The following is an 18,627-nucleotide window of genomic DNA, read 5'->3' as shown; positions in this document are numbered from 1 at the left end:
CTTATTTCACTTTGAAAGTAACGCTGCCGGTAATCGGATGGGTATCGGAGGAGACCGCTCGCCATTCGACTTTGTAAGTACCAGCGGTGAGAGGAGAGGCCGGGGTCAAGATCATGGTTTTAGGATCGGTACTGCCAGACACGCTGGCTTTCATGGGCATAGGGGAGTGTGACATGCCAGGCATTTCCGTCATGACCAACTTGGCCCCGGAAAACTGAGTAACCAGGTTTTCGGAAAAATGCAGTTCAATCTTCGCAGGAGCTGGGCCGCTCTCGCCTTCAGCCGGAGTTGAAGACAGCAGCTTCGGGTGAGCTTGGGCAACTGCACTGAGCAGCAGGCTAGAAGAAAGAGCGACGGCCACAACACAGGATTTGAATACGGACATGCAAGGCTCCTCACAGCGCGAAGCTGTTGTAATGAGGTTAGATAATTATTTAGTACCGCTAACTTTGTTTCAGAACCACACTCGGACGCCGAGCACTAGGCGTGCTTCGTTGTTATCTTCGCCTTCCTCGCGGGCATAGTCTGCGGTTCTGCCATAAGCCCGATTCCAAGTTACACCGACGTAAGGTGCGAATTGCGGGCGGACTTCGTACCGAAGCCGCAAACCAACCTCACTTTCAGACAGCCCTGAACCGACCCCGCGTTGAGGATCGTTTTTGCCATAGAAATTGAATTCTGCCGTCGGTTGCAGAATCAGCTTATTGGTAAGGAGAATGTCGTAGTCACCCTCCAACCGAGCAGCGGTCTGGCCACCTTCACCCAGATAAGCAGTAGCCTGGGCCTCGAAATTGTAGAGAGCCAGGCCCTGAATACCGAAAGCAGCCCACGTTTGTGGGTCGCCTGGTTTGAAGTCTTGACGAACCCCACCGACTAAATCCCACCAAGGGCTAATGGAGTGGCCCCAAAGTGCCTGAACCTCTGCTTCTTCAGTCTTCCCATTGGTGCGCTCACCTTCGGAGCGCAACCATAGCCGATCAACATCTCCCCCTATCCAACCTTGTGCTTCCCAGTTCAGCGCGCTTCCATCGTCAGCATCCTGCCATTCCAGTTTCTCAAATATAAAAAATGAGTTGATTGCAGTGTCATGAACTTCATGACCACCAGGGGCGTTATAGACTGCGGCTCTGTCAGCATCGGTAAGTGGTGGTATCGGAGTCCGGCTTTGAGTTAGTGGTTGCTTGGCGGGCTGCATACCCTCCATTTTGCTGTGATCCATGCCCTGCATCTGGCTGTGATCCATGCCCTGCATCTGGCTGTGATCCATACCCTGCATCTGGCTGTGATCCATGCCCTGCATCTGCCCAGCGGCCACCCCCTGGCTAGACTCAGCAGCTGCCGGCAAGGCAACACCAGCAGTGAGAGCGACCGTGAGTACAGCCGAGTGCATGCGAGTCCCGCTTAAGAAATTACTCATAGCCATCTCCTTATTCCTCCACGCGCACTTCACGGAACATGCCCATTTCCATGTGGTATAGGAGATGGCAGTGATAGGCCCAGCGTCCCAGCGCATCTGCAGTCACCCGGTAGCTGCGCTTTGATCCTGGCGGCATATCGATGGTGTGTTTGCGGACAAGGAATTGCCCGTTTTCATCTTCAAGGTCGCTCCACATCCCATGCAGGTGGATGGGGTGAGTCATCATGGTGTCGTTCACAAGAACGAACCGAACTCGCTCGCCATACTTCAGTTTTACCGGCTCGGCGTCTGAAAACTTCACGCCGTTGAAAGACCAGGAAAATTTCTCCATATGACCGGTCAAGTGCAGTTCAATAGTGCGACTTGGCTCACGGCCATCTGGATCCTCAAACGTGCTTTTTAGATCAGAGTACGTCAGCACCTTTCGTCCATTGTCGCGAAGGCCCATGCCAGGATCATCGAGCTTCGGAGAGGTCGACATTGCTTGCATGTCGACGAGGGGATTGTTGGACTCTGTGGCTGGGTGCGACTGCATTTCTCCCATACCATTCATGCCGCCCATGGACATATTGCTGTGATCCATTCCCTGCATGCTGGACATGCCTTGCATAGCACCAGAGCTATCTTTCATGGCTCCGCCGTCCATACCTGACATACCCTGCATCGAGTCGTCTCCCATACCGGCCATTTTGCTGTGATCCATTCCAGCCATATCGCCCATACCGGCCATCCCACCGTGATCCATACCGGCCATACCCATGTCGGCCATGGTGACTAGAGGACGAGGGTCTAGCGCAGGCACTGGAGCAGTCATGCCAGACCGGACAGCCAAGGTGCCTCTGGCGTAACCCGACCGATCCATCGACTGCGCAAACAGTGTGTAGGCCTCTTGCGTGGGTTCGACGATCACGTCGAAAGTCTCGGCAGTGGCGATCCTGAACTCATCCACGCTTACCGGTTTGACGTATTGGCCATCAGCGGCCACAACAGTCATCTTCAAACCTGGAATTCGTACATCAAAGTAGGACATGGCTGAACCATTGATGAACCTCAACCTGAGCTTTTCGCCAGGTTTGAAGGTGCCAGTCCAATTGGAGTCCGGAGCCTGTCCGTTCATCAAGTAGGTGTACGTCGCACCACTGACGTCCGCAATGTCCGTAGGATTCATCTTCATCTCGGCCCACATCTTGCGATCAGCGACGGTCGCTGACCAACCTTTGTCAGCCACGTCATTGATGAAGTCACCCACTGTTCGCTTATGGGTGTTGTAGTAGTCCGCCTGTTTCTTCAGTGTTTTCATCAGCGAAGCAGGATTTTCATCAGTCCAGTCACTAAGCATCACCACGAGGTCGCGGTCATACTCAAAAGGCTCAGGCTCTTTGGCATCGATGACCAGTGGGCCGTACACACCAACCTGTTCTTGGAAGCCGGAGTGACTGTGATACCAGTACGTTCCGTTCTGCTTGACCTTGAACTGATAGACGTACGTGCCATCAGGCTCAATTCCATGGAAGCTAAGGCCTGGAACACCGTCCATGTTTGCCGGAAGGATAATTCCGTGCCAGTGGATAGAAGTCATATCCTTGAGGCGGTTCTTGACCCGCAAGGTCACGGTATCGCCCTCACGCCAGCGCAGCTGGGGCCCAGGAATCCCGCCATTTATGGTCATGGCCGTCCGGGAGTTCCCAGTGATATTTACCGGTGTTTCTCCGATGAAGAGGTCAAACTCTGTACCTGACAAGACATTGGCATCGCCCACTCTAGGGGCGGCCCAGATAGGGGTATGCCAGAGGCCTAAACCACCGAGAATCCCGCCTGCGGTGAGTCCTTTCACAAAGGTGCGCCGAGAGGTTTTGGCTTGCATACCGATTCATGTCCCGTCAGTCGGATGTTAGATGTGCGCACTGGGCGTGCCCCTAAGGGCTAACGCTAGACGAGCTAGTGCGCTTGATGTATCGGAAGATGCCATAAGCCAGCAAACGGGGTGATTACATTTCAGTAAGCTGGTTGGCTCAGCAATGGTGAGGCTGCTTTTCAGCCTTGAGCTTCTCTTGTGCAATATTTTCTTGCGCCTCAGCTCCGGGGGCAGACTTTCCGGTGGCCATTGCCGTCTCGCGAGCTCGTTCCATGCGCTCAACCGCACGGTCGCCGCCACCTTCGGCAAAGGCCAGGGACGATATAGCCAAACTGAGTGTAAGAATCACAACGTTGGTTGCTTTCATAGTGCATCTCCTTCAAGGAATTGACTCTCGATGAAACCAGAGAGTTTGAGCGTCAGCTCGATGAGGATGATGAGGGAACGTACCTGTCAGCACGCTTAGCCGGTGATTACACTTTTGACAGCACCCGGAGAAACTCAACATCTGAAAGATCGATGGGCGTCATAAAATTTGACCGCACCACAGAACCGACAGCCGGCTGCATAAATTGATGTAGATCAACTGTGGCACTTCAATGTGGAGTATGTTGAAAAATCAAAATCCGCTAATCAGTACCGGAGATTCTCCATGTTCTGGTTTCGCCATCGTCAACCAACGTTCATACGCCTCGCCATCGTGCTGTGGGTGTTAGCGTTTGGTCTGGCAGCGACCCAGGGATGTCTGGCACAGCCCAGCCACAATCCGGCTACAACTCATGTCTCGCTGATCACCACGCAAGATCACGATAGCCACGACGCCCATGCCCTCGGTTGCCTTCAGCACTGCTCCGATGCGGCAATAGCTGTAAGTCCTTCGCTCCATCTTCAAATATTTGACCTGTTCAGTTGGACGTTTCTGCTCCTTATCCCAGCGTTGCTGATTTTGTATCCCGCCAATCCCTCCGCTTTTGCCTTTCTTGCATTACGGCGTCCTGTACCGGCCAGACCTCCTGCCCGCCTGATTTTCGTCCGTTTCAACGATTAATCCGACCTTCTGCGCGCCGATCTTCGGCGCACTGTCTGACTGCGCCAACCTGGCGCGGCTTGGTATTACCTGAATTGTCCTGACCCTTTGGAGATTGCCATGCATGCCACATTGAAATTTATCCTCGCCACCCTGCTCGTGAGCAGCCCACTTATCGCCTCGGCAGTCGATGAGCATCACCCGGAGGGGCAGACCGCGCCCGCCAAGACAAGCGAAGCAGCTACGCCGATGCAAAACAATGTCATGACCGAGCAAATGCAAAAAATGCAGGCTGCACACGACAAGGCAGCCGCCGCCAAGACCCCTGCCGAGCGACACGCCGCCATGCAGGAGAGCATGAAGACGATGAAGGAAAGCATGGACATGATGCATAAGAACTGTCATGGCAAGGGCATGGGCAGCAACAAAGACGGCATGGAGATGGGAATGATGAACATGATGATGAAAATGATGGATCAGCAAACGAGCATGATGAACATGCCGACGAGCAAGTGACGCGCACAAGCCTGTAGGCAATGCAGCGACGGTTTTACCTTAACCAATATGCCAAGGGTAAAACTGCCGCCCGTTGCACCTATACGACGTATCACTAAACCGCACTCCCTCAGGAGTACAGAACCATGGTGAATTCGCCACATTCCGCTAACACCTCTCCAACATTTTGGAGGAGCAAACCCGGCATAGCGCTGGGTATGCTGCTGGTGATCGTGCTGTTCTATCTGGCAAGAGAACACTACGGCCATATGCTGGGTTTACTGCCTTATATGATTTTGCTGTTGTGCCCGCTGATGCATTTTTTCGGGCACCACCACGGTGGTCACAATCATCACGGCGAAACCTCAGTCTCAACCAAGGATGCGAACAGGAGTTAGCTCATGCACACCCCTGAGGTTCGTCAAGAGCACGGCCCAATACAGAACTCTGAACCCCAAGCCACTGGCTCCCATGACCCGGTATGTGGCATGACCGTCAGTAACGACAGCCAGTTCAGCACGGAATATGAGGGGCAACACTACCGGTTCTGCAGTCTGAAATGCCAAACGGCCTTCAGGACAGCGCCCGAGCGTTATCGAATATCTCAACCGAAAATCGAACCAGTCCCTCAGACAACAGCAGAACCGTTAACGGGTGCCGCTGAATACACATGTCCCATGCATCCGGAAATTCGCCAGATCGGCCCCGGCGTCTGCCCTAAGTGCGGCATGACCTTAGAGCCGGTGATTCCCGAATTGGAGGAAGAAGAGAACTTAGAACTCAAGGACTTCACCCGGCGCTTCTGGTGGACATTGCCGCTGACAGTGATCGTCACCGTGCTGGCTATGGGTGGCCATGCCCTGGAGTTGTTCCATGGCACCACGCAAAATTGGGTCGAGCTGGGATTGGCTACACCCGTCGTGCTGTGGGCTGGCTGGCCGTTTTATGTGCGTGGTGTGCGTTCGGTGATTCAGCGAAGTCCGAACATGTGGACGCTAATCGGCCTCGGCACGGCGGCGGCCTTCCTTTACAGCGTCGTGGCAACCCTGACCCCCGATGTATTCCCCAGCAACTTCATGATGGAGGGCCGCATCGGTGTGTACTTCGAAGCAGCGGCTGTGATCATCTCACTGACCCTTCTCGGCCAGATGCTTGAACTCAAGGCTCGCTCGCAAACCTCGGCTGCCATCAAGTCGCTGCTTGGACTGGCCCCAAAAACTGCCCGACGGATCAATGCCGATGGCACGGAAGAAGACATCCCTCTGACACACGTACACAGCGGCGACACATTACGTGTGCGTCCGGGAGAAAAAGTACCTGTAGACGGCCAGGTATTGCAAGGCGAAAGCGCTGTAGATGAGTCGATGCTCACCGGCGAACCGATACCGATCATGAAGAGGGCCGGCGACGCGCTGATCGGCGCCACTCTCAACATCCACGGTAGTCTGGTGATGCAGGCGCAGAAGATAGGATCAGCGACCCTCCTCGCACAGATTGTGCAGATGGTTGTGCAGGCACAACGCTCAAAAGCGCCGATGCAACGGCTGGCAGATGTGATTGCTAGTTACTTCGTGATTGTGGTGATTGCTATCGCCGCGCTGACTCTACTCGGCTGGGGGCTTTGGGGGCCCGAGCCAAGTTGGGTGTTCGGACTGATCAACGCTGTCGCGGTCATGATCATCGCCTGTCCCTGTGCCCTTGGCCTAGCGACACCGATGTCAGTCATGGTTGCCACCGGCAAGGCTGCTGGCAGCGGCGTATTGTTTCGCGATGCCGCCGCTATCGAAAACCTGCGCAAGATAGACATCTTGATAGTCGACAAAACTGGCACCCTCACGGAAGGTCGACCAGCGTTCCATAGCGTCGAGGCCGTACCCGGATTTACTCAGGATGAAGTGTTGCGCCTGGCCGCAAGTCTCGATCAGGGCAGTGAGCATCCATTGGCCCACGCCATCGTCGAGCAGGCTCGTGCCGCAGGGCTAAAACTGGTGACACCTGAAACCTTCGAGTCAGCCTCAGGTATTGGTGTAAGCGGTCAGGTCGAGGGTCGCCGACTGATGATAGGCAATACCGCGTTGATGCAGGAAGCCGGCGTTTCCACAGACAGCTTGCAAGAACATGCCGAGAAGCTACGCGGCGACGGTACGAGCATCATGTACCTGGCAGTGGACGGCGCCCTGGCGGGTTTACTGGCTGTTGCCGACCCCATCAAACCCACCACGAAGCTGGCCGTCGAGCGTCTGCAGGCGGATGGCGTCAAGGTCATCATGGCCACTGGCGACGGCCTTACAACTGCTCGCTCGGTAGCCCGCCAGTTGGGCATCGAGGAGGTTCACGGCGAGGTCAAGCCGCAAGATAAAGAACGTCTGGTGGCATCTTTGCAACTAGCCGGACACCGGGTGGCGATGGCCGGCGACGGCATTAATGATGCCCCCGCACTGGCTCGCGCTGATGTAGGAATCGCCATGGGCACTGGCACTGACGTGGCGATGAACAGCGCTCAGGTCACTCTGGTGAAGGGGGATCTGCTCGGTATCCTACGGGCGCGCAGCCTGTCAGTCGCGACGGTGAGAAATATGCACCAGAACCTGGCCTTCGCCTTCCTTTATAACGCCATGGGCATCCCACTGGCTGCCGGCTTGTTCTATCCACTTACCGGTCACCTTCTGTCACCGCTCATTGCCGCACTGGCCATGAGCGTGAGCTCGGCGTCGGTAGTATTCAACGCCTTACGTCTGCGCCAGGCTTCCATTGATTGAGTGACAACGACCGCTTGACCTTGCCATGGCGGCAAGGTTGAGGATAAGCCAACGCCGCAAAAAAGCCTCATGCGTTAGTCTTTCCATGATCAACTTTGTTGTGAGGAGTCACCAATGAAAATTGTTGAACTGCAAGTCCAAGGCATGAGCTGTGGTTCATGTGTCAAACATGTCACCGAAGCGCTGCGCCCAGTTGAAGGCGTGAGTTACGTATCGGTGGATTTAAAAGCCGGACGGGTGAAGGTCAGCGGCGATTCGCACAGCCATGCGCTGCTTACAGCCCTGGAGAACGCGGGCTATCCAGCACAGCTGGCGACAGTGGAAAGCGTAGCGAGTAAGAAAAACTCGGGCTGTGGCGGGAACGGCGGCGGTTGCTGCTGCCGGTAAGAATTAGTAATAAACTGGAGAACTCGCATGAATGCCAGTCTGCGAATTGCCGCGTTCACGACACTACCCATGACCGGAGCGGCACAAGCCGCTGAAGTCATCGACGTTTACCGCGATCCTAACTGCGGCTACTGCAAGGCAAACCATCTCAGCTCTATCGCTACCATCATGACGCTTTAGTAAAATGCTTGAAGCGTCGTCATCAAAGGTCATCCTGCTCTTCCCGAATGTCGACTTCGCCCATCGCTCCTAGGTAAATTTTGCGACAAGGAAGCTTGGTGATAAGCCCGTTTTCGAAAAGCATCCTGGGTATATCGCCAAACAAACTCGACACTTCCCATTTCTCTGTGAGCGGCTTCACTGCCTCTGCTATTAATGAATCGAGGTCGAAGTCCTGCGTTGCAACAAAGGGCCCAGCGCGGTCGTAATTCTCAAAAATGCCCGAGGCAATGCAGATGACTTCGCCTGCCTTGACGATCATGACACCACCTCGAAGCCATTCAGGAGGGTTCGCCAGTGGAAGAAGACCACGACCATTACTGTAACCCTCGCGGGGTGAAGTGGTGCATCCCCCGTGAAAGCCGCAGAAACTCACGCAGGCTTGCACGTCCATTACCCCTCTGGAACGTCGCCAAGACGTAACGACTATTCTCCGTCGTCATCACCCAAAACCTGCCTTCACGCTCGACTTTGATCACATCAGAAGTGCGGATCAAATGGCCGTCGCCGAACCGCCCATACTGGTCTTTACGGTTGTGACCAAACACTACGCCTATGCCCGTTCGGGCTTTGATGGAGGCGCTGCAAAGATACGCTGTGATCGGTCTATCGAAGCCTTGCGCCTGAGCTTTTTTGATTCGTATTAGGTCGAATTCTGTGTGGCGCTTCCCATAAAAATCCAAGCCAATCATGTTCAGCATTGTTGCACTCCGTTGGCGGTATATACGGCGTAACCAGGAATTCCACACGCAACCATCTGTGCTGGTATCGTGCAGAAATCTTGGTAAATCTCAGGCTGTACGAATCATGTTTGCGTGATAGATCGGACGAAGGTTGCTCAGCACATCAGTGTTGAAGCTAGGTTGGTGAGAGCTGTGGTATTTGGAGCCGGTCTCCACCTCTAGCAGGCACACAACACACTCGTTTTGGTCTTCACCAAGCGTCACTTTGGTCAGCTTCTCCATGCGCCAAACTCCCGTGCCATTCATGTGGGCAGGTGTGACAACTTGCACCTCTGTGATGATCGTCTCCGAGTCCTGGGCAATCAGCAGTTGCTGAAGCCGTGGTTCGCTGTCGATCATCAGAACCGCCTCTGAAGTTCTGTCCTCGTACATGGCTTGGACAGTTACGTGATACCAGTGATTACGAAGCACTTTGGATACCTGTTGCCATTGGTATTGACCCTCACCGAACATGCCCGGTAGGCCCAGCATGTCGGCGTCGTGTGTTCTAAACATCGTATGTCCTTGGCCTGAAGGGGCTCCGATACAGAGCGCAGGTTAGAAGAGGGAGAAAACGTCTTTCAGGCTTGCGAGCTGTTCATGACCAGGGCCAATCAATACGTAAACAGAGTTTCTGGTCTCGAACGCAACACCGTCGTGGAGACCGGTGCACATGCTTGAACGAACCCAATCGCCGCGTTCGAAACGGCCTTGGCTGTCCTCGGCCACGTTGTGAGCAAACAGGATCATCGGGAGCTGGCCCGCTGCATGACATTTGAAGAGTTCGTCGCGGGTGACTTCAATGCGAAATATTGTCCAGTCGCGGACTAGGCAGTAAGGCTTTTTAGGAAAGCGTTCGACTGCTAAAGCTCGAGCTGCAGAGGTGCTCGACAGGCCCTCAAGTGGTGTCCGTGGCGCATTCATGAAGTCGGGTTCTTCGACGCTAGCCATAGGGCTTCCTTTCATTAATAACCGGGAAATTGACAATTCAATCCCGCTTGTTGTCGCTCGCACTCGAGCAGATGGCTGCCGCAAGCAAGGTGCTTAGCTCCGCTTACGGATGTATATGCATCGAAAAGCAGGCCTCAAAAACGCTGATAGCGCCGTAATACGGATCATAGCCCGTGTTATGGTGCGTCGCAATATGGCCTTATCCTCGATTTGCGTGGGGAAATGTCATGGAGGCCGCAGAAGCCCTAGCTGTAGTGGTGCGAGCACTGCGTAGAAAAAAAGGTCTTACGCAAGAAAACCTGATCACTATTGACCGTTCCTATTGGGGCCGGATTGAGCGTGGGGAGGTGAACATCACGATTGATGTGCTCATTCGTCTCGCAGCGCTGCTTGAGGTTGAGCCGGCCTCATTGATTCTCATGGCGACGTGTCTACAGTCCAACGAGCCGCTTAGGGAGGGGCTGAAGCGTCTGAATAAGCAACTAAATAGGATAAAAAAGGACAGCGTAGATATTGAGATGGAGTCGTTGGTAAGTGCAGGGAAGCTTCCTCCTGGTCGACCGGCGCGATCCGGAGCAGCGCAGAAAGCCGCAGAGGCAAATCGCCTGAACAGTGAGGGAGTGTCAGTGACTGAGATATCGGAAGCGTTGGGTCTGTCTAAAACTACTATTCGTAGGTATTTGACCAGCAAGTCCGAACAGGCCTGATTTTTGAATGACCAGCACCAGGTTGAAAATGCCTCAGGAAGGTTTGCTGTGAAAGACAGCTTTAGCTCACCTTGGCCTCTTAGGACTTCATTACCCTTTCTTCAGATCGCTTTCGGTGAACATGCTAGCGATGATACGGGCGTCAAGAAGAGCGTGATGCGGAAGCGGAGCCCCGTCACTTGAGGCATCTAGAGTGGTTGCATCGGTGGGGTAATTCCGAACGTTCCTTGGCCATGTACCATTGTCATATGCGAGTTCGCAGAAAAGCTCCCAGTCGTACTGTGGAGCGTCTGTGACAATCTCCAGGACTTCGTCGAACGAGGCTAGGTAATCGAGCAGTGCAGTTCTTGCCCTGATAATGGGTTGTGCATTGCCACCGCCCCAGAGCTGCGGAAGAACGATCTCTATGACGAAGTCGCTGCAATCTTCCTCTCGCCATGTGTCGAGCAATTCCACGTAGAATTCGCGTCCATTTTCAGCTACCAGTGCGAGTGATATCAGCTTCGCTGTGGCTGAGAGCTTGGTGAACTCGCAATCAAGAAAGAGCCTCATTTTGCTGGAACTCCGTTATGACTAGGGCTCGCCTGGATATGGCGCAGGAAGGCCAGCTGTGGGAGATAGCTCTTGAACATCTTGGCTCAGACGGACTGCTTCAGGTGGTTGTAAATTTGTGGAGCCGCGCCGCCCCTCCACCCAGACCATTGGTTGAACACCTGTCCACCAATGAGGTGAGTCAGGACGTCTTGAGCATACTGAAAATTGCCCAGCAGCGGGTAGGGGCCATCGTGCCAGGTCGAACGCCTGATGCAGGCACAGTCACGCTGTACGCTCGTCACGCTAGCAACTTAGTTGATGGGCTCATTACACTGCTGCCAAAGGTGAAGCTTTCGCAAGCCTTACGAGGCTCTTGTCTTGAAATCGAACTGGGGATTTGACGTCCGCACAGGCTCCACGAATACCAGTCAGCAACAATCTTATTAACACTTGCCCAGCGAAATGCGTCCCGTTGAGATGTTCTATGAGCTCTGAATTAACTGAAGAAGAAATGCGTCGTGCCCTATTCGGTACGCCTCAGCCCGAAGAGCAGGTGCCCGCACCTCTAGTAAAAGAGCCTGTGGAAGAAGTTGTGCCCGCGAAACCGGTGGTTGCTCCAGCAGCCAAGAAGAAAGCGAAAGCTTTTACGCCCAGGCTGAGGGTTACGTTACGGGTTGGAAACGAGTTTGAAGGGAAAATGGTCGAGCTGATTCACGAGGCTGATACGTTGAGCTCGTTGCTTGCTGAGCAGGAGGCTGTGAAGGCTGCTAGGAAAAAGTACAAGTATGTGGAAGTGGTATCGGTTAAATCGATGTAGACGCGCCAACTAATCTGGTTGGGCGAAGGGGCGACCCCTGCCTGGATCATTGATCAACCATCTTGCCTGGCCGAAGGGGCCTCCAGATCGCTCGCGTGTAGCTGCTCTTGATGCCATTGGCGCTGATGCTATAGGATCAGAACAGGAGATGGCATTCCTCCTTTAACCGCCTTAGAGCTGATGATGCCTACGTGAACCCTGGACAGGGTGCGTAGGTGTGTCTCCCTGTCCTCCAATTAAGGACAGGCTATGATCTTATTCTTCGAGTTTCCCTTTTCCTTCAGCGCGAGCTGCTTGCCAGTTAGTCCACTCAGATCTGATGAGGAGGACTCTGCGTGCTGAAGTCATTATTCGTCATTGCCGTTGGCGCTTCACTTGGAGCCTGGTTGCGCTGGCTGTTGGGCATGAAGCTGAATGCTCTTTTCCCGACGATCCCGCCAGGTACTGTGGTCGCGAACATGGTTGGGGGCTACATCATCGGCCTGGCCATCGCCTTCTTGGCCGCTTCTCCCACCCTCAGTCCAGAGTGGCGTCTCCTTATCATCACGGGTTTCTGTGGTGGGCTTACCACCTTCTCTACATTTTCAGCCGAAACGGTTGCCTTGATTCAGGAGGGTAGACTGGTTTGGGCGCTCGGCTCAATTTCGTTGCATGTCTTAGGCTCGTTAGCGATGACCGCTGCCGGGCTTCTGTCCTACCAAATGATTGGTACTCGCTGAGGAGATAGAAATGAAAGGCTATATGGTCGTTTTCTTCACCCAACAAAACCGTCGTTATCAGGGAAAGATGCTAGGCGAATGGATCGTCGACGTGGCTAAAGAAATGGGGTTGCGAGGCGCCACGCTCTGCACCGGAATCGAAGGGTTTGGGCACACAGGAAAACTGCATTCATCGCACTTTTTTGAGCTGGCGGATCAACCCACGGAGATTCGCTTGGCCATCACGGAAGATGAGGCAGAACGATTGTTCAAACGATTGGACTCTGAGGAAATATCGGTATTTTTCACGAAGACGCCAGTCGAGATGGGCACCCTTGGAAAAACGCCCTCCAGCTCAACACCCTCCACAACTTCGGAGCTATGAACATGAGCTACGCGGACATCCCAGCTGGCAACGCCATCCCCGATGACTTTTTCACCGTTATCGAGATTCCTGCAAACCACTCGCCGATCAAGTACGAGGTGGACAAGTCGAGCGGACAAATTTTCGTTGACCGCTTCCTCAGTACACCGATGTTCTATCCGGCCAACTACGGGTTTATCCCGAACACGCTGAGCGACGATGGCGATCCGCTGGACGTCCTGGTGGTTTGTCCATATCCCGTCTCACCTGGAGTTGTCATCCGCAGTCGCCCGGTTGGTGTGATGTACATGACTGACGAAGCCGGAGCCGATGCCAAGGTGATCGCAGTGCCTCATGAAAAACTCAGCTCCATGTACATCGACGTAAAGGAGTGCTCAGACCTCCCTGCGTTACTCCTCGCCCAGATCCAGCACTTCTTCGAAAACTACAAAGCATTGGAACCGGGTAAGTGGGTGAAGATGGGCCGCTGGGGCAGCGCCGATGAAGCGCGGGAAGAGATTCGCAAGTCGGTAGCTGCGTATATCCCCAAATAGGCTTACTCCAGATTCAAATGCCACTGTCATAGGATCGCGCTGAGGTGCGTGCATTTATGCTGGGCCTAAGTTGCTCCAATCATCAAATATCCGAGGAGCCACACGCCTGTAAAGAAGGATCGATGCTCGCTCGCCTAGTGAGGCTATGTGCTTGGAGCGCGCTCCTACGTTTCATGAGCGAGCCCGTGCCTGGGAACACACTGAAGGCTGATTAAGGCTCGGTGTAAATCGTTACAGGCTATGTGCCCTGCCGCGCTGGTAAACCTCGGATGTTAAAATAATCGCTTTGGATCAAAGCGCAAGGACACTGATGACTCATAGTAGAGCTCCCGCAGAAACCCCTAGAGCAGCCGCGATTCTGGCTCGCTTCCTATCGTCGGAATCCGCTGGCGGTCTTGTACTGATGGGCGCAGCACTCGCGGCCCTAATCGTGGCGAACTCGCCTCTCTCGCAAGGTTATTTTGCCGCCTTGCACAGTGTCTGGTTGGGCATGTCTGTGGAGCATTGGGTCAATGATGGCCTCATGGCCATCTTCTTCCTGATGGTCGGCCTAGAGATCAAAAGAGAGGTTCTGGCAGGTGGGCTTTCTACTTGGGGCCAGCGCGCCCTGCCGGGGTTTGGTGCTTTAGGTGGCATGGTTGTGCCTGCGCTGATCTACATCGCAATCAACTGGGGTAATTCTGAGACTTTGAAGGGGTGGGCTATCCCAGCCGCTACCGACATCGCATTCGCCTTGGGCGTCTTGTCGTTGCTGGGGAGGCGAGTCCCTACGTCGCTGAAGGTCTTCCTCGCCGCCTTGGCGATCATTGACGACCTGGGTGCTGTAGTCATCATTGCCTTTTTCTACACCTCTGGTCTTTCCATGCCGATGTTGCTGGCATCGCTTGCAACCTTGGCCATTCTGATCGCAATGAATCGATTGGGCGTCAGACGATTGTTCCCGTATCTGCTGGTAGGTGGTGTGCTGTGGTTCTTCGTGCTGCAATCGGGAGTGCACGCCACCCTTGCGGGTGTCGCTGTAGCGCTGTGCGTTCCAATGGGTAAGCCTGAAGAGGAAGCCCGGTCTCCACTGCTGTTCCTAGAAGAAAAGCTGCATATGTGGGTAGCGTTCGCTGTGGTGCCGATTTTTGGCTTCGCCAATGCGGGTGTTTCATTGGCCGGTATTTCGATGGAAAACCTAGTCGATCCGGTTCCGCTGGGTGTTGCGCTCGGCTTGTTGGTGGGCAAGCAGATTGGCATCTTCCTATTGGCTGCTCTGGCCATTCGTATGGGCTTGGCCAAACTGCCGGAAGGCAGCAATTGGGCACAGCTTTACGGCGTTGCGCTCTTGTGTGGCATCGGCTTCACCATGAGCCTGTTCATCGGAAACCTGGCGTTTGCTGGATCAGCTCACCTGATCGATGAGGTAAAAGTCGGCGTGTTGATTGGTTCGACCCTGGCTGCAATCGGTGGAGTCCTGATTTTGCGACGCAGCGCTGCGCCCGCCATTGTCGCCGCCACGGTTTCTAAATAAGCGTAAGCGAGCCGGCCACGGAGTTTCTCCCTGACAGAAATCCTGTGGCCGGAACATCGTCTCGCGAAGCGAGGTCATCGTGCTTTACGCCACAAGTTGCTGAAATATCCCCTCAAAGGCTGATTGGCGGCATCAACTCGGACGCGATTTTTTTCAGCATGAACGTTTCGCGCTGAATGGACTGCCCCATCGATGACTCCTGACGCTGCATCACGGCTTCATTATGCGTTATGGCTTCATGCAGGTTGATCCAGACAGGCCGCATACCATTAGCGATTTCGTGGCTTTCCATTCTCACGGGCGCTAGCTGGGGCGCGACTTCGCATTGATAAAAATGCGAGGTCATGTGCATCAGATCGTACTGTGGCTTCCAATAGGGCCGGTACTCCTCGATGTAACCGTAGTGCTGGAGCACCTGTATTTCACGGGCACCAGTCTCTTCCTCAAGCTCACGCTTCAAGCCTGTGACAATGCTCTCGTCACCATCAAGACCGCCTCCAGGAAAGCTGAAGTCGTTATAGCGCTCGGTGAACAGCAACAGGATCTGTTCATCCCGCATCACGATGCCGCGTGCTGCATGTCGACGGAATACTCTGCCCTGTTTGGATTTCAGCTCGGGGTGAACAATTTCAGTTATGAGTTGCATGTAGTTTCGTTACCGCAAGATCAGTTAGTCATCGTCCAGGGTGGCCACGGCATTTCCGCAATTCTGGAAATACTGTGGCCAGTGGCACTGGCTCAGCGAAGCAGCAATACGGGTAAAGTGGATGTCCGCAGCATCGTCGTGGTCGTGCTGCCTACAAGAAACTGCCTGATGCGTGAGTGCCCGTACGCACCCATGACCAGGAGGTCAATGCCATGCTCTGCCTGATACGCATGCAGTACCGACTCTACTTCGCCTGGGTGGATCTCGGCATGCACTAGCACGCCAGAAGAGGCAAGTGTGGCTCGTGCTTTCTCCAGCTCGTTTTGATTTTCTTCAGAGTCCGTACCAACCATGACGATATGAATTGGCAGGGCTTCGCATAGCGGGCTTGAAGCAAGCATCTGTACGGTCTTGTGGCCTGTAGCGCTGCCGTCAAATGCCACCATGACCGTTTCAGGTTTTCTGAAATGGCTGGTTGTAATCAGGATGGGGCGGTGGATAGTTCGGACTACCGCTTCAATCTGGCTGCCAAGACTTTGGGCACTGCGCGCGCTGTCCTCACCGACTCTTCCAATCACCAGCAATCGAATGTCGTCTTGGAGATCGCTCAGGCTCTCGACGAGATGGCCGTGGCGCTGCTTCAGATCAGGTGACATGGCGCCAGAGATGACTGTTCGCTCGCGAGCTTTTTCAAGCATGTGCTGCCCATGCTCCAAGGCCAGTTTTGCACGCTGCGCATCCAGCGTGGCCAACTCCTCCAGTAGATGTTCTCTGCTACCGAGACCGATATTGCCGCTGAGGTCAGCGGATGCAGGATATTTCTCCTTATCCAGCACATGAAGCAAGGTCAGGGGAGCGCTGAGTCGTTGCGAGGCCCATGCTGCGTAATCGCAGACCGCCAGTGAGGATTGTGAGTTATCAATGCATGCCATTACGTGGGTCATTGTCGTTCTCCTTAGTGGCTCATGAGCTTGTCGATGGCACCGGGTTTGTCATGAACGCCGAAGCGGTCAACGATTGTTGCGCTGGCATCATTGAGACCTAGCACTTCAACCTCAGCCCCTTCACGTCGGAACTTGATCACGACCTTATCTAGGGCTGCGACGGCGGTGATATCCCAGAAATGCGCCTGTGTGAGATCGATGGTGACTTTGTTGAGAGCTTCCTTGAAGTCAAAAACTTCAGTGAACTTGTCCGCAGAGCTAAAGAACACCTGGCCCACGACGTGGTACGTCCGATGCGATTCCGTCTCTTCCAGAGTGCTCTTGATATCCAGGTAGTGCCCAACCTTATTGGCAAAAAACAGCGAAGCCAGCAGCACACCTACCAGTACGCCGTAGGCCAGGTTGTGAGTAGCCACGACGACCACGACGGTCGCCACCATGACAAGGTTGGTCGACAGCGGATGCTCTTTCAGATTGCGCAAGGAATCCCAGCTGAAGGTGCCGATGGACACCATTATCATCACAGCGACGAGTGCCGCCATGGGGATTTTGGAGAGCCATTCGCCAAGGAACACCACCATCAGCAGCAGAAAAACGCCGGCACACAATGTCGAGAGACGGGTGCGGCCACCAGACTTCACGTTGATGATCGACTGGCCAATCATGGCGCAGCCGGCCATACCACCGAGCATCCCTGCTGCGATATTGGCAACGCCCTGGCCTTTGCACTCCCGGTTTTTGTTACTGGTGGTATCGGTCAGGTCATCGACGATGGTCGCGGTCATCATGGACTCCAGTAGGCCTACAACGGCAAGCGCTGCTGAGTACGGGAAGATGATCCGCAGAGTCTCAAAGTTCAGCGGGACTTCAGGCCACAGGAAAATCGGCAGCGTGTCCGGCAATTGGCCCATGTCACCTACGGTGCGGATATCCAACCCCAGGTAAATCGCGATAGCGGTCAGTGTCAGGATGCACACCAGCGGCGAAGGAATCAGCTTGCCGATCTTCGGTATATACGGAAACAGGTAGATGATTCCGAGGCCCGCTGCGGTCATGGCGTAGACGTGCCAGGTTACGTTGGTGAGTTCGGGCAGCTGCGCCATGAAAATCAGAATCGCCAGTGCATTCACAAAGCCTGTGACTACTGAGCGCGAGACAAAGCGCATCAGTGAGCCCAGCTTGAGATATCCAGCAAGTATCTGAAGAACCCCACAGAGCAAGGTTGCGGCCAGCAGATACTGAAGCCCGTGATCTTTTACCAAGGTAACCATGAGCAGTGCCATGGCACCGGTAGCCGCCGAGATCATGCCAGGGCGACCGCCGATGAAGGCAATCACGGCACAGATACAGAAGGATGCGTAGAGGCCGACCTTAGGGTCGACGCCGGCGATGATGGAAAAGGCAATAGCTTCCGGAATCAGCGCGAGTGCGACTACGATTCCCGCGAGCACGTCTCCGCGAACGTTGGAAAACCACGTTTGTTTAATTTTTTGCAGCATAGAAATATCCAAGGCAAAGCATCGCGCACGCCAAACGGACGGCGAGCGAATCGATACAAATTCAAATTTTGAGGATTTTTTCGCTGTGTGCTTTAGGTGTAAAACCGGGCGTACAGCAGTGCGCACCCGCGAGCGAAGCTAGCGGAAGCAAGGTGTTGCGAGGGGGCGTAGCGCTAAGGCGGCGTAGGCTGCCAGTAGATCGTTTGGAGTACAGTCATGCTGATGTTCCTGTAGCTCAAAGGGTATGCAGAACCGTCAGTATACATTGAAGCCGCCGTTGATTGCGACTCCGTGTCAAGCTCCACGAGCATTGAATGCTGAAAGAGAGCTAGCTGAAGAGCAGGTTTTTGAGCAAAGTTTGCGAGTGATGCGAGGGGATAGCCTTAAGTATCTCGCGAGACCCGCTTAGGTCTCTAGCTGGCTTTTCGATTAGGTTGGTACATTATGAAACCAAGTTCACATTCACTCGCAGGGTTAGCCTCGTATGTCTAAGGAAGGCCATCGTTTAGCCCATGTTTA

Annotated in this window: 23 protein-coding genes, 1 pseudogene and 1 riboswitch; of the genes and pseudogenes, 12 read left to right on the top strand and 12 right to left on the bottom strand. The window is 54.2% G+C overall.

Translation table 11 applies throughout. From position 1 onward, the window contains the following. Position 1 precedes the first annotated feature (1 nt). From copC to FXO12_RS21520, 4 genes are all read right to left on the bottom strand, one after another. On the bottom strand, positions 2 to 385 hold the full coding sequence (copC, locus tag FXO12_RS21535) for a copper homeostasis periplasmic binding protein CopC (protein WP_032894831.1): 384 nt from the start codon (positions 383 to 385) through the stop codon (positions 2 to 4). A gap of 69 nt (positions 386 to 454) precedes the next feature. Then, a complete protein-coding gene (locus FXO12_RS21530; protein ID WP_232964630.1) occupies positions 455 to 1,300 on the bottom strand; it encodes a copper resistance protein B in 846 nt (281 codons plus the stop codon). A 127-nt stretch (positions 1,301 to 1,427) separates the two neighbouring features. Next, positions 1,428 to 3,281 (bottom strand): copper resistance system multicopper oxidase, encoded by a 1,854-nt coding sequence (locus FXO12_RS21525; protein ID WP_032894833.1) that lies wholly within the window; start codon positions 3,279 to 3,281, stop codon positions 1,428 to 1,430. 148 nt (positions 3,282 to 3,429) lie between these two features. Next, a complete protein-coding gene (locus FXO12_RS21520; RefSeq protein WP_032894835.1) occupies positions 3,430 to 3,639 on the bottom strand; it encodes a co-regulatory protein PtrA N-terminal domain-containing protein in 210 nt (69 codons plus the stop codon). Between the two features lie 285 nt (positions 3,640 to 3,924). Here FXO12_RS21520 and FXO12_RS21515 point away from each other — a divergent pair, with 285 nt between their 5' ends. From FXO12_RS21515 to FXO12_RS21495, 6 genes and pseudogenes are all read left to right on the top strand, one after another. Further along, positions 3,925 to 4,320, top strand: a complete 396-nt coding sequence (locus FXO12_RS21515) for a hypothetical protein (protein WP_032894838.1) — start codon at positions 3,925 to 3,927, stop codon at positions 4,318 to 4,320. A gap of 99 nt (positions 4,321 to 4,419) precedes the next feature. Further along, entirely contained in the window at positions 4,420 to 4,815 is a 396-nt protein-coding gene (locus tag FXO12_RS21510; RefSeq protein ID WP_032894840.1) for a hypothetical protein, read from the top strand. 125 nt (positions 4,816 to 4,940) lie between these two features. Then, on the top strand, positions 4,941 to 5,192 hold the full coding sequence (locus FXO12_RS29115) for a DUF2933 domain-containing protein (protein WP_032894843.1): 252 nt from the start codon (positions 4,941 to 4,943) through the stop codon (positions 5,190 to 5,192). Positions 5,193 to 5,282: 90 nt separating this feature from the next. After that, on the top strand, positions 5,283 to 7,553 hold the full coding sequence (locus FXO12_RS21505; protein ID WP_032897731.1) for a heavy metal translocating P-type ATPase: 2,271 nt from the start codon (positions 5,283 to 5,285) through the stop codon (positions 7,551 to 7,553). 114 nt (positions 7,554 to 7,667) lie between these two features. Then, positions 7,668 to 7,940 carry a heavy-metal-associated domain-containing protein gene (locus tag FXO12_RS21500; protein WP_032894845.1) on the top strand — a complete coding sequence of 91 codons (273 nt, stop codon included), beginning with the start codon at positions 7,668 to 7,670 and terminating at the stop codon, positions 7,938 to 7,940. A 27-nt stretch (positions 7,941 to 7,967) separates the two neighbouring features. Further along, positions 7,968 to 8,081 (top strand): annotated as a pseudogene (locus FXO12_RS21495) (DUF411 domain-containing protein); the annotation flags it as partial. A gap of 61 nt (positions 8,082 to 8,142) precedes the next feature. Here FXO12_RS21495 and FXO12_RS21490 read toward each other — a convergent pair. From FXO12_RS21490 to FXO12_RS21475, 4 genes are all read right to left on the bottom strand, one after another. Continuing rightward, entirely contained in the window at positions 8,143 to 8,421 is a 279-nt protein-coding gene (locus tag FXO12_RS21490; protein WP_032894846.1) for a hypothetical protein, read from the bottom strand. Positions 8,422 to 8,476: 55 nt separating this feature from the next. After that, a complete protein-coding gene (locus FXO12_RS21485) occupies positions 8,477 to 8,860 on the bottom strand; it encodes a hypothetical protein (protein ID WP_032894847.1) in 384 nt (127 codons plus the stop codon). Between the two features lie 90 nt (positions 8,861 to 8,950). Further along, complete coding sequence (locus FXO12_RS21480) at positions 8,951 to 9,397, bottom strand: hypothetical protein (RefSeq protein ID WP_032894852.1); 447 nt, start codon at positions 9,395 to 9,397, stop codon at positions 8,951 to 8,953. A gap of 42 nt (positions 9,398 to 9,439) precedes the next feature. Continuing rightward, positions 9,440 to 9,832, bottom strand: coding sequence for a hypothetical protein (locus FXO12_RS21475; RefSeq protein ID WP_050499463.1), 393 nt, complete (start codon positions 9,830 to 9,832; stop codon positions 9,440 to 9,442). Between the two features lie 227 nt (positions 9,833 to 10,059). Between FXO12_RS21475 and FXO12_RS21470 the strand changes: the two genes are divergently transcribed. Further along, on the top strand, positions 10,060 to 10,539 hold the full coding sequence (locus FXO12_RS21470) for a helix-turn-helix domain-containing protein (RefSeq protein ID WP_050499464.1): 480 nt from the start codon (positions 10,060 to 10,062) through the stop codon (positions 10,537 to 10,539). Positions 10,540 to 10,629: 90 nt separating this feature from the next. Here the strand turns inward: FXO12_RS21470 and FXO12_RS21465 are convergent, their stop codons facing one another. Next, on the bottom strand, positions 10,630 to 11,091 hold the full coding sequence (locus FXO12_RS21465; RefSeq protein WP_032894853.1) for a 3'-5' exoribonuclease: 462 nt from the start codon (positions 11,089 to 11,091) through the stop codon (positions 10,630 to 10,632). Between the two features lie 466 nt (positions 11,092 to 11,557). Here FXO12_RS21465 and FXO12_RS21460 point away from each other — a divergent pair, with 466 nt between their 5' ends. The 5 genes from FXO12_RS21460 (at position 11,558) to nhaA (ending at position 15,019) form a co-directional block, all read left to right on the top strand. Next, on the top strand, positions 11,558 to 11,890 hold the full coding sequence (locus FXO12_RS21460; protein WP_032894856.1) for a hypothetical protein: 333 nt from the start codon (positions 11,558 to 11,560) through the stop codon (positions 11,888 to 11,890). A gap of 135 nt (positions 11,891 to 12,025) precedes the next feature. Continuing rightward, a riboswitch (Fluoride riboswitch) is annotated at positions 12,026 to 12,087 on the top strand. Positions 12,088 to 12,225: 138 nt separating this feature from the next. After that, a complete protein-coding gene (gene crcB, locus FXO12_RS21455; protein WP_096143183.1) occupies positions 12,226 to 12,609 on the top strand; it encodes a fluoride efflux transporter CrcB in 384 nt (127 codons plus the stop codon). Positions 12,610 to 12,619: 10 nt separating this feature from the next. After that, positions 12,620 to 12,973 carry a DUF190 domain-containing protein gene (locus FXO12_RS21450; protein WP_096143184.1) on the top strand — a complete coding sequence of 118 codons (354 nt, stop codon included), beginning with the start codon at positions 12,620 to 12,622 and terminating at the stop codon, positions 12,971 to 12,973. A gap of 2 nt (positions 12,974 to 12,975) precedes the next feature. After that, positions 12,976 to 13,506: an inorganic diphosphatase gene (ppa, locus tag FXO12_RS21445; protein WP_096143185.1), complete on the top strand. Its 531-nt coding sequence runs from the start codon at positions 12,976 to 12,978 to the stop codon at positions 13,504 to 13,506. A gap of 310 nt (positions 13,507 to 13,816) precedes the next feature. Beyond that, positions 13,817 to 15,019 carry a Na+/H+ antiporter NhaA gene (gene nhaA / locus FXO12_RS21440; RefSeq protein WP_106115699.1) on the top strand — a complete coding sequence of 401 codons (1,203 nt, stop codon included), beginning with the start codon at positions 13,817 to 13,819 and terminating at the stop codon, positions 15,017 to 15,019. 112 nt (positions 15,020 to 15,131) lie between these two features. Here the strand turns inward: nhaA and FXO12_RS21435 are convergent, their stop codons facing one another. From FXO12_RS21435 to FXO12_RS21425, 3 genes are all read right to left on the bottom strand, one after another. Continuing rightward, positions 15,132 to 15,665 (bottom strand): NUDIX hydrolase, encoded by a 534-nt coding sequence (locus FXO12_RS21435; protein ID WP_125970789.1) that lies wholly within the window; start codon positions 15,663 to 15,665, stop codon positions 15,132 to 15,134. Between the two features lie 92 nt (positions 15,666 to 15,757). Continuing rightward, a complete protein-coding gene (locus FXO12_RS21430) occupies positions 15,758 to 16,609 on the bottom strand; it encodes a universal stress protein (RefSeq protein WP_160049730.1) in 852 nt (283 codons plus the stop codon). A gap of 11 nt (positions 16,610 to 16,620) precedes the next feature. Further along, the gene (locus FXO12_RS21425) at positions 16,621 to 18,108 is read right to left on the bottom strand and encodes a SulP family inorganic anion transporter (RefSeq protein WP_160049746.1); all 1,488 of its coding nucleotides are present in this window, start codon (positions 18,106 to 18,108) and stop codon (positions 16,621 to 16,623) included. Positions 18,109 to 18,627: the final 519 nt, after the last annotated feature.

The sequence above is a fragment of the Pseudomonas sp. J380 genome (genome assembly GCF_009827115.1).
Classification (GTDB): Bacteria; Pseudomonadota; Gammaproteobacteria; order Pseudomonadales; family Pseudomonadaceae; genus Aquipseudomonas; species Aquipseudomonas paracarnis.
This window is presented reverse-complemented; position numbering and strand designations above follow the sequence as displayed.